15 protein-coding genes are annotated in these 13,263 nt (G+C 67.8%); 6 read left to right on the plus strand and 9 right to left on the minus strand.

Going from position 1 to position 13,263, the window contains the following annotated elements; translation table 11 throughout:
• Positions 1–114: 114 nt before the first annotated feature.
• The 7 genes from MYA_RS16425 to pobA all read right to left on the minus strand — a co-directional run bounded on the left by MYA_RS16425 (position 115) and on the right by pobA (position 7,170).
• Complete coding sequence (locus MYA_RS16425) at positions 115–1,473, minus strand: MFS transporter (RefSeq protein WP_014724217.1); 1,359 nt, start codon at positions 1,471–1,473, stop codon at positions 115–117.
• A 237-nt stretch (positions 1,474–1,710) separates the two neighbouring features.
• On the minus strand, positions 1,711–2,097 hold the full coding sequence (gene pcaC, locus MYA_RS16430; RefSeq protein WP_011881082.1) for a 4-carboxymuconolactone decarboxylase: 387 nt from the start codon (positions 2,095–2,097) through the stop codon (positions 1,711–1,713).
• A 10-nt stretch (positions 2,098–2,107) separates the two neighbouring features.
• The gene (pcaD, locus tag MYA_RS16435; RefSeq protein WP_014724218.1) at positions 2,108–2,893 is read right to left on the minus strand and encodes a 3-oxoadipate enol-lactonase; all 786 of its coding nucleotides are present in this window, start codon (positions 2,891–2,893) and stop codon (positions 2,108–2,110) included.
• A 16-nt stretch (positions 2,894–2,909) separates the two neighbouring features.
• Complete coding sequence (locus MYA_RS16440) at positions 2,910–4,268, minus strand: 3-carboxy-cis,cis-muconate cycloisomerase (protein WP_014724219.1); 1,359 nt, start codon at positions 4,266–4,268, stop codon at positions 2,910–2,912.
• Positions 4,269–4,356: 88 nt separating this feature from the next.
• Positions 4,357–5,013 carry a CoA transferase subunit B gene (locus MYA_RS16445; RefSeq protein ID WP_011881085.1) on the minus strand — a complete coding sequence of 219 codons (657 nt, stop codon included), beginning with the start codon at positions 5,011–5,013 and terminating at the stop codon, positions 4,357–4,359.
• Between the two features lie 68 nt (positions 5,014–5,081).
• Positions 5,082–5,795 (minus strand): 3-oxoacid CoA-transferase subunit A, encoded by a 714-nt coding sequence (locus MYA_RS16450; protein ID WP_011881086.1) that lies wholly within the window; start codon positions 5,793–5,795, stop codon positions 5,082–5,084.
• A gap of 142 nt (positions 5,796–5,937) precedes the next feature.
• A complete protein-coding gene (gene pobA / locus MYA_RS16455; protein WP_014724220.1) occupies positions 5,938–7,170 on the minus strand; it encodes a 4-hydroxybenzoate 3-monooxygenase in 1,233 nt (410 codons plus the stop codon).
• Between the two features lie 116 nt (positions 7,171–7,286).
• On the opposite strand from pobA, the gene MYA_RS16460 reads away from it, so the two are divergent.
• The 3 genes from MYA_RS16460 to MYA_RS16470 all read left to right on the plus strand — a co-directional run bounded on the left by MYA_RS16460 (position 7,287) and on the right by MYA_RS16470 (position 9,757).
• On the plus strand, positions 7,287–8,213 hold the full coding sequence (locus tag MYA_RS16460) for a LysR family transcriptional regulator (RefSeq protein ID WP_041494033.1): 927 nt from the start codon (positions 7,287–7,289) through the stop codon (positions 8,211–8,213).
• Positions 8,214–8,324: 111 nt separating this feature from the next.
• On the plus strand, positions 8,325–8,954 hold the full coding sequence (folE, locus tag MYA_RS16465) for a GTP cyclohydrolase I FolE (protein WP_011881089.1): 630 nt from the start codon (positions 8,325–8,327) through the stop codon (positions 8,952–8,954).
• Positions 8,954–9,757 (plus strand): SDR family oxidoreductase, encoded by an 804-nt coding sequence (locus MYA_RS16470; protein WP_041494034.1) that lies wholly within the window; start codon positions 8,954–8,956, stop codon positions 9,755–9,757. The genes folE and MYA_RS16470 overlap by 1 nt, the downstream gene beginning before the upstream one ends.
• A gap of 178 nt (positions 9,758–9,935) precedes the next feature.
• On the opposite strand, the gene epsC is transcribed toward MYA_RS16470, so the two are convergent.
• Complete coding sequence (gene epsC / locus MYA_RS16475) at positions 9,936–10,856, minus strand: serine O-acetyltransferase EpsC (protein WP_041494248.1); 921 nt, start codon at positions 10,854–10,856, stop codon at positions 9,936–9,938.
• Between the two features lie 135 nt (positions 10,857–10,991).
• The gene (locus tag MYA_RS16480) at positions 10,992–11,225 is read right to left on the minus strand and encodes a hypothetical protein (protein WP_011659947.1); all 234 of its coding nucleotides are present in this window, start codon (positions 11,223–11,225) and stop codon (positions 10,992–10,994) included.
• A 238-nt stretch (positions 11,226–11,463) separates the two neighbouring features.
• On the opposite strand from MYA_RS16480, the gene MYA_RS31245 reads away from it, so the two are divergent.
• From MYA_RS31245 to fnr, 3 genes are all read left to right on the plus strand, one after another.
• A complete protein-coding gene (locus MYA_RS31245; protein WP_011881092.1) occupies positions 11,464–11,727 on the plus strand; it encodes a hypothetical protein in 264 nt (87 codons plus the stop codon).
• A 180-nt stretch (positions 11,728–11,907) separates the two neighbouring features.
• A complete protein-coding gene (locus tag MYA_RS16485) occupies positions 11,908–12,375 on the plus strand; it encodes a universal stress protein (protein WP_011881093.1) in 468 nt (155 codons plus the stop codon).
• Positions 12,376–12,500: 125 nt separating this feature from the next.
• Complete coding sequence (gene fnr, locus MYA_RS16490) at positions 12,501–13,247, plus strand: fumarate/nitrate reduction transcriptional regulator Fnr (RefSeq protein ID WP_011881094.1); 747 nt, start codon at positions 12,501–12,503, stop codon at positions 13,245–13,247.
• Positions 13,248–13,263: the final 16 nt, after the last annotated feature.

The raw sequence follows: 13,263 nt of genomic DNA on the forward strand, positions 1-13,263 counted from the left end.
CCGGCCGCAATAGCGACGGGCCGCCGAAGCGGCCCGAACCGTCGTCGGCCGTCGCTCACCGCGCCGGCCCGCGCCGCACCAACGAACCCGGTGCGTCGCCCGCCGCCCTCACGGTCAATGCCCGAGCGACTCGACCTTCCCGGCCGGTTGCGCGACGCCGTGCGGCCGCGCCATCTGCTTGATGAGCAGCGCGACGCATGCGAGCAGGCCGGCCACCGCGATCGTCGCGAACACCGACGCGAACGAGAAATGCCGGCGCGTCAGTTCCGCGACGAGGAACGACCCGGCAATCCCGCCGAAGCGTCCCACGCCCAGCATCCATGCGACGCCCGTGCCGCGCCCTTCGGTCGGGTAGAACGCGGCGGCAAGCGCCGGCATCGACGACTGCGCGGTGTTCATCAGCACGCCCGCGACGAACACGACCAGCACCAGCAGCCCCACATTGCCGGCGGCCTGTCCGATCGCGTACACGCTGATCGCGGTCAGCGCGTAGCAGACGGCGATCACGCGGTTCGCGTTGAAGCGGTCCATCAGCACGCCGCACAGCACCGCGCCGACGCCGCCGAGCGGGAACAGCGCGGAAATCAGCGTCGCGCTCTTCGGCGCGAGGCCGGCATCCTTCAGCAGAATCGGCATCCAGTTGATCGACGCGTAGAAGATGACGAGCCCCATGAAGTACGCAACCCACAGCATCACCGAGCCGACGAGGTACGCGCGCGACATCACGACGCCGAGCCCCTTGCCGCCCGTCTGCGGCGCCGTTTCGGTCAGCGCGAACGAGCCGGCATTCAGCGCATCGCGCGAGATGCGCGCGAGCGTCGCGCGAATGCGCTCGACGCTGCGGCCGTGCGCGACCATGAAGCGCACCGACTCGGGCATCTTCAGCAGCAACAGCACGCCGAGCAGCAACGGCGTCACGCCGCCGAGCAGCAGCACGCTGCGCCAGCCGAAATGCGGAATCATCCACGCCGCGAGAAAACCGCCGAACGCGGCGCCGAGCGGAAAACCGCAGAACATCAGATTGATCACGGTTGCGCGGCGCTTGTCCGGGCAGAACTCACCCATCATCGTGACGGCGTTCGGCATCGCGGCGCCGAGGCCGACGCCGGTGATGAACCGCAGCACCGTCAGGTGCCCGATGGTGGTCGAGAAGGCGGAAGCGAAGCACGCGACGCCGAACAGGAACACCGAACCAAGCAGCAGCGAACGCCGCCCGAGGCGGTCGGACAGCGGACCGGACACGAGCGCGCCGCACGCGAGGCCGAACAGCGCGGCGCTCAGCACCGGCGCGAGATCGGGCTTGCTGAGGTTCCATTCGCCGAGCAGCGACGGCGCAATGAAGCCGATCGCGGCCGTATCGAAGCCGTCGAGCAGCACGATCACGAAACACATGAGGAACACGAGCCACTGAAAACCACCGAACGGCTGCTCGTTGATGAAGGTCTGAACATCGACCACGGGGGTGCGATTCATCGCTAGTCTCCTTGTCGGCCGACGCTGCGCTTCGGCGCTCGCTTCGGTCCGCTCCTGCATTGATATGGATGCAACCCGCGCGGCCTCCCGACCGCGCCTTTCCTTCGCTCACGCACCGGTACGCTGCCGGCGCGTTCATTGCTCGTCGTGCTTATCGTACTTGTTGTGCTCGTCACGCTGCGCCGGCCTCGGCGCGGCGCGCGAGCGAAGCGGTGCCGGCGCGCGCGCCGGCACCGCCTATGCGGCGGCGTCCTGCTCCTTGAAGATCTTGTCGGCGAGATGAAACGCCGAGTTCGCGGCCGGCACGCCGCAGTAGATCGCGGTCTGCAGCAGCACTTCCTTGATTTCGTCGCGCGTCACGCCGTTGTTGCGCGCCGCGCGCAGGTGCAGCGCAAGCTCCTCGCCGCGGTTCAGCGCGACCATCATCGCGATGGTCAGCAGGCTGCGCGTATGGCGCGGCAGGCCGTCGCGCGTCCAGATCTCGCCCCACGCGTAGCGCGTGATCAGGTTCTGGAATTCCTCGGTCACTTCGGTGCGGTTTTCGAGCGAGCGATCGACGTGCGCGTCGCCGAGCACCGCGCGACGCACCTTCATCCCCGCTTCGTAGCGTTGCTGGTCGTCCATCGTCGGCGCCTCACGCGGTCAGGAAGTCGAGCAGCGCGCGGTTGAAACCGTCGGCGCACTCGATGTTGGAAATGTGCGCGCCGTCGAATTCGACGTGACGCGCGCCGGGAATCGCGGCGGCCAGCGCACGGCCCTGGTCGGGCGGCGTCGACATGTCCTTCGCGCCGGTCACGACGAGCACCGGCAGCGCAATGCCCTTCACTTCGTCGCGCAGGTCGGCTGCATTCAGCGCGTCGCAGTTCGCCGCATAGCCGTCCTTGTCGGTATGCACGAAGGTGTCGCGGATCGCGTCGAACAGGCGCGGCTCGCGTTCGACGAACGCGTCGGTGAACCAGCGCGGCAGCACCGCATCGGCGAGCGCGGCCATCCCTTCGGCGCGCGCCTTCTGCGCACGCGGCGCCCACACTTCCGGCGAACCGATCTTTGCGGACGTGTTGGCGAGCACGGCGCGCACGATACGCGCCGGAAAGCGCGCGGCGAGCGCGGCGCCGGTCAAGCCGCCCATCGAGATCCCGCAGAAACAGGCGCGCTCGACGCCGACATGGTCGAGCAGACCAATCACATCGCCTGCGAGCTGATCGATCGTGTACGAGCCGGCCGGCGCTTCGGAATGGCCGTGGCCGCGCGTGTCGTAGCGCAGCACGTTGAAGTGCTGCGTGAGCGGGCGAATCTGCGGCGCCCACATCTGCAGATCCGCGCCGAGCGAGTTCGAGAAGACGAGCCACGGCGCGTCGGCGCGCGCGGCACGGTCGATCCGGTAATGCAGTTTCACGCCGTTGACAGTGGCGAAAGGCATCTCTTGGTTCTCCTGGTTATTGCGCGCCCGCGTGCAGCGCGAGCACGGCGTCGACGTAGGCGTGCGCCTCGCCGACGTAATGAGCGGGATCGAGCAGCTGCGCGAGCGCGTCGCGCGACAGGTGGGCGGATACGGCCGGATCCGCCGCGAGCACGTCGAACAGCGTCGCGCCGGTGCGCACGGCCTGCTTCGACGCATGCTCGACGACATGGTGCGCATCGAGCCGGCCGATCCGGTCGCCGAGCGCGAGCATCACGGCTTCGCCGAGGATCAGCCCGTGCGTGAAGTCGAGGTTCGCGGCGAGGCGCTCGGTGTTGACGTCGAGGCCCGCGGCGATCTGCGCGATCTGCGCGAGCGCGCCGCCGGTCAGGCGCGCGAGGTCGGGCAGCGCGTCCCATTCGGCCTGCCAGCCGCCGAGCGCGCGCTCATGCTCCTGCACCATCGCCGCGAACACGGTCGCCACGAGGTTCGGCGCGCGCGTCGCGGCGGTGAGCACCGCCGCGCAGCCGACCGGGTTGCGCTTGTGCGGCATCGTCGACGAGCCGCCTTTGCCGGCCGCGGCCGGTTCGCCGAGCTCGCCCACTTCGGTCTGCATCTGCAGCGACACGTCGCGCGCGATCTTGCCGAGCGTGCCGACGAGCATCCCGAAACACGACGCGGCTTCCGCGATGCGATCGCGCTGCGTATGCCACGGCACGGCCGGCAGCGCGAGCTTCAAATCGGCCGCGAGCGCGGCGCTCACGCCGGCCGCGTGTTCCCGCAGGCTCGCGAGCGTGCCGGCCGCCCCGCCGAACTGCAGCACCAGCGCACGTTCGCGCAATTCGGCGAAGCGCGTGCGATGACGCAGCAGCGCATCGAGCCATTGCGCGAACTTGAGGCCGAGCGTGATGGGGAGCGCCTGCTGCAGCCATGTGCGGCCGATCATCGGCGTCGCGCGATGCGCGCGAGCGAGCGTCGCGAGCGACGCGCACGCTTCGTCGAGCAGCGGCTCGAGCACGTCGAGCGTGTCGCGCAGCTGCAGCACGGTCGCGGTGTCGATGATGTCCTGGCTGGTCGCGCCCCAGTGCACGAACTTGGCGGCTTCCGGGTCGTCGGCCTTCACCAGCGCGGTGAGCTGCTTGACGAGCGGAATCGCCAGATTGCCGCCGAGCGCGGCGCCCTGTGCGAGCGCGTCGCCGTCGAGCCGGCCGGCGTCGCAGGCGCGTTCGATCGGCGCGACCGCCGCCGCGGGAATCACCTGCTGCGCGGCGAGCGCACGGGCGAGCGCCGCCTCGACGTCGAGCATCCGCTGGATCGTCGCACGCGGCGACCAGATCCGGTTGAGCGGCTCGGTGCCGCAGATGAGGGAAGTGAGGCGGGCGCTGTCTTCGAGCATGGCGTCAGAGTGGAAAAACGGCGTGCGGCTATTGTCTACCGAAGCGGGCCGGCGTGCGATCGAACGCGCACGCCGGCCCGCTTGCCGTTCAGGCCGCCGCCTTGCGCGTCGCGTCGATCAGCGGCACGCCGGTCAGCTTGCGCAGTTCGTCGAACGACAGGTCGGTGAAGATCTCGCTCACCGCGAGACCGTCGGCCGTCACGTCGAGCACCGCAAGATCCGTATAGATGCGGCTCACGCACTGCACGCCCGTCACCGGATACGAGCACTGCGCGACGATCTTGCTCTCGCCCTGCTTCGTCAGGTGCTCCATCATCACGAACACCTGCTTCGCGCCGATCGCGAGATCCATCGCGCCGCCGACGGCCGGAATCGCGTCGGGCGCGCCGGTATGCCAGTTCGCGAGGTCGCCGTCCGCCGACACCTGGAACGCGCCGAGCACGCAGTAGTCGAGATGGCCGCCGCGCATCATCGCGAACGAATCCGCGTGGTGGAAATACGCGCCGCCGGTGAGCAGCGTCACGTGCTGCTTGCCGGCGTTGATCAGTTCGTCGTCCTCGGCGCCGGGCGCGGGCGCCGGGCCCATCCCGAGCAGGCCGTTCTCGCTGTGCAGGAAGATCTCCTTGCTCGGATCGAGGTGGTTCGCCACCAGCGTCGGCACGCCGATGCCGAGGTTCACGTACGCGCCTTCGGGGATGTCCTGGGCGACGCGCTTGGCCATTTCATCGCGGGTCAGTCGTTTCATTTCGGTTCTCCTGTCGACCGGCGCGGGCGCTGCCGCGCGAACGCCGGTCCCATACGAGGTTCGGGCCGTCAGGCGGCTTGCGAGGCGCGTTCGGCAGCCAGCTCGGCCGCATGCGCGGCCTGCGGCACTTCGACGACGCGCTGCACGAAAATGCCCGGCGTCACGATGTGTTCCGGGTTCAGCGCGCCGAGCGGCACGACTTCCGACACCTGTACGATCGCGACCTTCGCCGCGCTGGCCATGATCGGCCCGAAGTTGCGCGCCGTCTTGCGATAGACGAGATTGCCCCAGCGGTCGCCCTTGTACGCCTTCACCAGCGCGAAGTCCGCATGGATCGGCGTTTCGAACACGTACGACTTGCCGTCGATCACGCGCGTTTCCTTGCCTTCGGCGAGCTTCGTGCCGAAACCCGTCGGCGTGAAGAAGCCGCCGATGCCGGCGCCGGCCGCGCGGATCCGCTCGGCGAGGTTGCCCTGCGGCACGAGCTCCAGCTCGATCTCGCCCGCACGGTACAGCCCATCGAACACCTGCGAATCGCTCTGGCGCGGAAACGAGCAGATGATCTTGCGAACGCGCTTGGCTTTCAGCAGCGCCGCCAGCCCCGTCTCGCCGTTGCCCGCGTTGTTGTTGACGATCGTCAGGCCGCGCGCGCCCTGCTCGATCAGCGCGTCGATCAGCTCGGACGGCATGCCCGCCGTACCGAAGCCGCCGATCATGATGGTCGCGCCGTCGTGAACGTCCGCCACCGCCGCTTGAAGCGATTCGAAAATCTTGTTGACCATGTCTCTTCCTGATACGAACCCGCGGCACGATGCGCGGCCTGTCGAAGTGACACGCGGAGCGCGTGCCGCGCCGCAGGCCGTCGTCGACCCTCGGCTTTTGTTCGACTATCGAACCTTGATTCGATTAGCGAACGATTGCCGATCATAGAGTCGCGCACAGCGCGTTGTCAAGGCGGGTTGCATCGGAGGCGAGCTGGTCGTCGAACGGCAGGCCGACGTAGTTTTCGGCGAGCGACTGCGCGGCGGCCCGCGAGCGCGTCACGTACTTCAGCTCGGCGAACTTCAGGCGATTGACGAACGGCGAATCGTCGGGCGACGAATGCAGCATGTTCGTCATGAAGTAGGAGAAATGCTCGGCGCGCCAGATGCGTTCGAGGCAGGTCGCCGAGTAGCGCTCGAGCGGCGCGGCGTCGCCATCGCGGTAGCGCGCGCCGAGCGCGCGGGACAGCACGCGCACGTCGGCGACCGCGAGGTTCATCCCCTTGGCGCCGGTCGGCGGCACGATGTGCGCGGCGTCGCCGGCGAGGAACAGCCGGCCGTGCTGCATGGTCTCCGACACGAAGCTGCGCATCGGCGTCACGCTCTTCTGCGTGATCGGGCCTTCGGTCGGCGTCCAGCCGGTGTCGTTCGAGAAACGCGTGTGCAGTTCGTCCCAGATGCGCGCGTCGGACCATTCGGCGAGGTCTTCGTTGGGCCGGCATTGCAGATAGAGGCGCGTGACCGTCGGCGAGCGCATCGAGAACAGCGCGAAGCCGTTGTCGTGATGCGCGTACACGAGCTCGTCGAGCGACGGCGCCGCATCCGCGAGGATGCCGAGCCACGCGAACGGATAGACGCGTTCGAACGTGTTCAGCTTCTCGGCGGGGACCGTCTGCCGCGCGATGCCGTGAAAGCCGTCGCAGCCGGCGATGTAGTCGCAGTCGATGCGCTCGGCGCGGCCGTCCGCGTGGGTGAACGTGACGAACGGACGGTCGCTCTCCACGTCGTGCAGCGCCACGTCCGAGACGTCGAAGTGCATCTGATGGCCGTGCGTATCGCCGACCGCGATCAGGTCGCGCACGACCTCGTGCTGGCTGTAGACGGTGATCGCGCGGCCGCCGGTCAGCCCGCTCAGGTCGATCCGGTGACGCTGGCCGGAGAACAGAAGCTCGATGCCGTGATGTTCGAGCCCCTCGCGCCGCATCCGGTCGCCGAGGCCGGCTTCGTTCAGCGTGTCGACCGTTCCCTGCTCGAGCACGCCGGCGCGAATGCGGTTCTCGCAGTATTCCCGCGAGCGGGCTTCGACGAGGATGGAATCGACGCCTTGCAGGCGCAGCAGATGGGAAAGCAAAAGGCCGGAAGGACCGGCGCCGATGATGGCGACCTGGGTGCGCATTGTTCGTCTCCTGAACATTAATTCGAATCGTGGAACACATTTCAGCGCTTTCCCGACTATCCGGCAACGCGATTCAGCGGATATGTTCTATTCATTTTCAAGATATTGGCCCGGCGATGGACGCGCTCGATCTGAACCTGATTCCCTATCTCGTCGCGCTCGACGACACGCGCAACGTGAGCCGCGCCGGCGACCTGCTCGGCGTGAGCCAGCCGCGCGTGAGCACGGCGCTCGGCCGGCTGCGCGCCTACTTCGGCGATCCGCTGTTCGTGCGCACGTCGCGCGGGATGGAGCCGACGCCGCGCGCGCTGGCATTGCTGCCGGCCGCGCGCGACGCGCTCGCGCAGATCGAGCGCGGCCTGGTCGCGCCGCACGACTTCGATCCGGCAGCGAGCATGCATACGTTCTCGATCGCGCTGTCGGACGTCGGCGAGATCGTGTTCCTGCCGAAGCTGCTGCAGGCCTTCGCGAGCCTGGCGCCGCACGCGAACCTGCGTTCGGTATCGCTGTCGCACGACGAAGTGGGCCGCGGGCTCGAAGCCGGCTCGATCGATCTGGCGGTCGGCTATTTCCCCGATCTCGACGGCAACAACTTCTTCCAGCAGCGGCTGTTCACGCACCGGTTCGTCTGCCTGATGCGGCGCGGCCATCCGCTCGAACACGCGCGCCCGCTGACGATCGAGCAGTTCCTCGGCTGCGGACATGCGGTGGTGCGCGCCGAAGGCCGCAGCCAGGAAGTGCTCGAGAAACACCTCGCGAAGCAGCGCATGCAGCGCCGCGCGGTGCTCGAGACGCCGCACTTCATGAGCCTGCCGTTCATCCTGAGCCGCACCGACCTGATCGCGACCGTGCCGCATGCGATCGGCTACGCGTATGCGGCCGAGCACGCGTTCATCGTGCCGGTCGAGCCGCCGCTGCCGCTGCCGCGCTTCGACCTGAAGCAGCACTGGCATCGCAAGTTCCACAACGATCCGCGCACCGCGTGGCTGCGCGGCGTCGTCGCGTCGCTGTTCAACGACGAGCAGGACGAATGGCCGAAGTAGCGGACGCCCACGGCAGGCGGTACGCACGTACGCACGGGCGGCCAAAGCATGAAACAATGTCCGGATATCCGCGCCGCCGCTGGCGGCCGCATTCGATGGAGCGATCAGAAGATGGGTAAGAAAACCACGCGGCCCGAACCGGCCGCCTCCCGGCCGACCCGGGAAGAAGCCGAGGATGCCGTTCGCGTGCTGCTGCGCTGGGCCGGCGACGATCCGGCCCGCGAAGGCCTGCTCGACACCCCGGCGCGGGTCGTGCGCGCATACGAGCAGTTCTTCGCCGGCTATGCGCTGGAGCCGCGCGACATCCTCGCGCGCACCTTCAGCGAAGTCGACGGCTACGACGAAATGATCGTGCTGAAGGACATCCGCTTCGAGAGCTACTGCGAGCATCACATGGTGCCGATCATCGGCCGTGCGCACGTGGCCTATCTGCCGAACCATCGCGTCGTCGGCATCTCGAAGCTCGCGCGCCTCGTCGATGCCTTCGCCAAGCGCCTGCAGATCCAGGAAAAGATGACCGTGCAGATCGCCGATACGCTGTTCGACGTGCTGCAGCCGAAGGGCGTCGGCGTGATCCTCGAAGCCGCGCACCAGTGCATCTCGACGCGCGGCGTGCACAAGCCCGGCGTGGAAATGGTCACGTCGCGCATGCTCGGCACGTTCCGCACCGATCCGTCGACGCGGCGCGAATTCCTGTCGATCGTCGCGAACCCTTCTTCAGTCAACCTCACCAACACGTAATGCAGCCCCGGAAGCAAGCGGCAAACACGCCCGTCGTGCTCGTGACCGGCGCCGCGCGCCGGGCCGGGCGCGCATTCGCCGAGTATTTCGCCGATCACGGCTACCGCACCGCGATCCACTACGATCGCTCGGCCGACGCCGCCCATACGGCTGCCCGCGCGATCGCCGAACGCGGGCACGATTCAGTCGCGCTGCAGGCCGACCTGTCGGATGCCGCGCAGATCAGCGCGCTGATCGATCAGGTGTATGCGCGCTTCGGCCGCCTCGACGTGCTGGTCAACAATGCGTCGGTGTTCTGGCAGGACCATTTTCCGAGCTTCGAACTCGCGGCGTTCGATCAGGCGTGGGCCGTGAACTGCCGCGCGCCGATCCTCCTCACGCGTGCGTTCTACGAGCGGGCGCGCGCGGCCGGCGCGCAGGGCGTCGTGGTCAACGTGGTCGATCAGAAGATCAAGGAGAACTTCCACCGCGACCACTTCAGCTACACGGTCGCGAAGGCGGCGCTCGGCAACCTCACGCAGATGCTCGCGCTTTCGTCGGCGCCGGTGCTGCGCGTGAACGCGGTGTTCCCGGGGCTGATGCTGCCGAGCGACGATCAAACGCAGGCCGACTTCGAACACGCGAGCCGCGCGTCGACACCGCTCGCGCGCATCGCCGGCCCCGACGACGTGGCGAGCGCGATCCTGCTGCTCACCGGCAGCGCCTACAACGGCGTGGATTTCGTCGTCGATGCGGGGCAGAACCTGATCCGCGTCGATCAGGACGTGCTGTACAAGCATCGATCGCCGGCCGGCAAGCATTGACGCCGGATGAGCGGCGGCGCAGCGCGCTGCCTGCAGCCGCTGGCAGCCGGTATCCAATATCCGGTATCCGGGATGAAACGCATGTCGCCTCGCTGACCGCGAGGCCGGTCGTCGGCCGCCGCGCCGGCCGCTGCGTCGGATGTCGCGCGACCGCGCGCGGCCCCGCTCGCCCGCCGCGTTACGGCTTCTCGGCGCTGCCGCCCTCGCGGACCTTGCCCTGCGCGACGCTCGTGCCGGGCGGCACGCTGTGCGTGAGCCACACGTTGCCGCCGATCACCGAGCCGCGCCCGATCGTCACGCGGCCGAGAATGGTCGCGCCCGCATAGATCACCACGTCGTCCTCGACGATCGGATGGCGTGCGTTGCCCTTCACCAGCGCGCCGTCGCCGTCGGCCGGGAAGCTCTTCGCGCCGAGCGTGACGGCCTGGTACACGCGCACGCGCTCGCCGATGATCGCGGTTTCGCCGATCACGACGCCGGTGCCGTGGTCGATGAAGAAGCTCGGACCGATCTGCGCGCCGGGGTGGATGTCGATGCCGGTGGCCGAATGCGCGATCTCGTTGATGAAGCGCGCGAGCAGCGGCACGCCGAGCTGGTGCAGCGCATGGGCGAGCCGGTGGTGCATCATCGCGAGCACGCCGGGATAGCAGAGCAGGATCTCGGTGATGTGCTGCGCGGCCGGATCGCCCGCGTACGCCGCCTGGATGTCGCTCACCAGCAGCGCGCGAATCGACGGCAGCTGCCGCCCGAACTCGCGTGCGATCTCGAACGCGCGTTCGTCGAGTGCCGCGAACGGCGTGTCCGCGTGCTCGGGCAGGAACGGCAGCGCACGGCGAATTTGTTCGGAGAGGATCCGCAGCGTGCTCTCGAGCGTATGACCCACGTAATAGTCGACGCTTTCGTCGGTGAGATCCGGCGCGCCGTAATGCGTCGGAAACATCGACGCGCGCAGGCCGGTCACGATCTTGCAGATCGCGTCGCGCGACGGCAGTTCACGGATGCCGCGCGGATGGCGGGTGCGATGCAGTTCCTCGCGCGATTCGCGCAAGCCGGCAACGATTTCTTCGAGGCCCCACTGACGGGCGGGTGATGTCGACATATGCCAATGCAGGCGGCCGCGCATCGGCGCGGCCGCTCATGAAGTAACGGGTTCCGCAAGATTACCGCGTTTTCGATCGGCGGCGGCACGCCAGGGTATCGGCCGGATGGCCGACGCGATTGCCGCCCTGCGACGTCAGATCGTGATGCTGCTCGCGTCGATCCAGCGCACGGCCCAGTCGCGCGCGTGCGCGATCGCGTCGCCTTCGTCGTTGAACTGGAGCTCGGTCGGAAAGAAACGGTTCGCGACGAGCTCCCCGTCGCTCGATCGGGAGATCACGACGTAGGGCTTGAATGAACCGTCGCTCGCGCGCGCGGGCGCGCAGTTCAACAAATAACCGCGGTGCGTGAAGGCAGTAGTCGCTTGCATGAATCCGCCACCTCTAGTCCCTTGTTTGTTGTTCGCTGCCCGTCGTTAAGGGTGTTGCGGCGCCCCGGTGCGGGCAGAGGCGGCGAGACTGCGTCCCCTGTCGCCGCTTCGCAGGAAAGGAATCATACTCTGTAGGAAACGCGGGTTCTAGCTGAAATAAATCAGGACAAATCAGCGCACGCCGCACGACTGTGGCGACCGCCCGCCCACCGTTTTCCCGTCGTGTCCGGAACGGGATTTGCTTCGATTCGACACACTTCGCCGCGAGGAAAGCGTCGGCGCGAGCGCCCTTCCCGCACCGTCCGGCATCGAATTCAACGACGTCGACACGCCCGGCGGCGCCATCGGCAAGCCCCTCGCGTTTCAATCGAACGTTCGAAACGCTGCCTGTCGCCGCACCCGCCACACACGCCCATCCAGCGCCGTGCCGACACATCCGGCAATATCGGCATCGTCCGTGAAGGACACCCCGCGCGCGCCGGTTTCGATGCACCGGAATTGATCGACGTCATATCCGCGCGAGATTATTGCGATTCAATGAACGCTGCGTACTCATGGGCGCGCGCCGCCCGGCACGACGCTGCAGAATCACGGCCGTTGGTTTACGCTGCCCCGCAGCCGTGCACGGTCGGCTCGGCCATCCGGCCGGCTTTCGTCGTTCAACCCGCCACTCGGAGACACCATGTACAAGCGCATCCTCGTTGCCATCGACGGCAGCGACACGTCCCGCCACGCATTCGACGCAGCCCTCGCGCTCGCGAAGGAACACGGCGCCGAACTGCAACCGTTCTACGTCGTCGAAAACGCCGCGATCTATTACAACGTGCCGGGCTACGATCCGTCCGTGCTGCGCGACCAGTTGCTCGCCCAGGGCAACTCGCTCGCGGCGGAGTTCTCGAAGCAGATGGAGGCGGCCGGCGTGAAGGGCGTCACGCGGATCAACGAGGCATCGTCGCTGAACGACGTGTCGGCGCTGATCCTCGACGGTGCGAAGGCGTTCGGCGCCGATTTGCTGGTGCTCGGCACGCACGGGCGCCGCGGGTTCCGCCGGCTGGTGCTCGGCAGCATTGCCGAACAGTGCGTGCGCCATGCGACGCTGCCCGTGCTGCTGATCCCGGCCGCCGCGCACGCGGACGAACAGCACAGCTGAACGATGTGCGCCCACCGCGTGCGACGTCCGTGGCAGGTGCGCGCCATCGCGACGTTTTGTCACCCGACAGCCCGAGCTTGCGGTGGGACAATGATTTCATCAATTCAATGCCGGAGTAAACGATCATGTTGACGCCCGTCGCCACGCGTCCCGCCGCCACGTCTGCTGCGGCCAACTGGGCTCCCCGTCAGGCACCGCACTGCTCGTCGTGCGCGATGCGGCACCTGTGCATGCCGCAGGGCCTGGCGCCCGAAGTGCTCAGCCGTCTCGAGTCGGTGATCTGCGCATCCCGTCCGGTCAAGCGCGGCGAAGCGCTGTTCCGCGAGGGCGACAACTTCGACAACCTGTTCGCCGTGCGCTCCGGTTCGCTGAAAACCGTCGCCACGCGCCACGACGGCCGCGAGCAGGTCACCGGCCTGCATCTGGCCGGCGAAGCGCTCGGCCTCGACGGCATCTGCGACGACACGCATCCGCGCACCGCGGTCGCGCTGGAAGACAGCTCCGTCTGCGTGATTCCGTACAGCGCGCTGAAGTCGCTGTGCTCGGAAGCGGGTTCGGTGCAGTTGCGCATGCACAAGCTGATGAGCGAGCAGATCGTGCGCGAAACGACGCAGACGATGCTGCTCGGTTCGCTGAACGCCGAGGAGCGCGTCGCCGCGTTCCTGCTCGACGTGTCGTCGCGCTACCTGAAGCGCGGCTACTCGCCGTCGGAGTTCAACCTGCGGATGACGCGCGAAGACATCGGCAGCTACCTCGGCATGACGCTCGAAACGGTCAGCCGCACGCTGTCGAAATTCCAGAAGCGCGGCCTGATCGAAATGCGCGGTCGCCTCGTGCAAATCGTCGACTTCGACGGCCTGCATCACGTCTGATCTCGCGGCGGCGCAC

The sequence above is a fragment of the Burkholderia sp. KJ006 genome, assembly GCF_000262695.1.
Taxonomy (GTDB): domain Bacteria; phylum Pseudomonadota; class Gammaproteobacteria; order Burkholderiales; family Burkholderiaceae; genus Burkholderia; species Burkholderia vietnamiensis.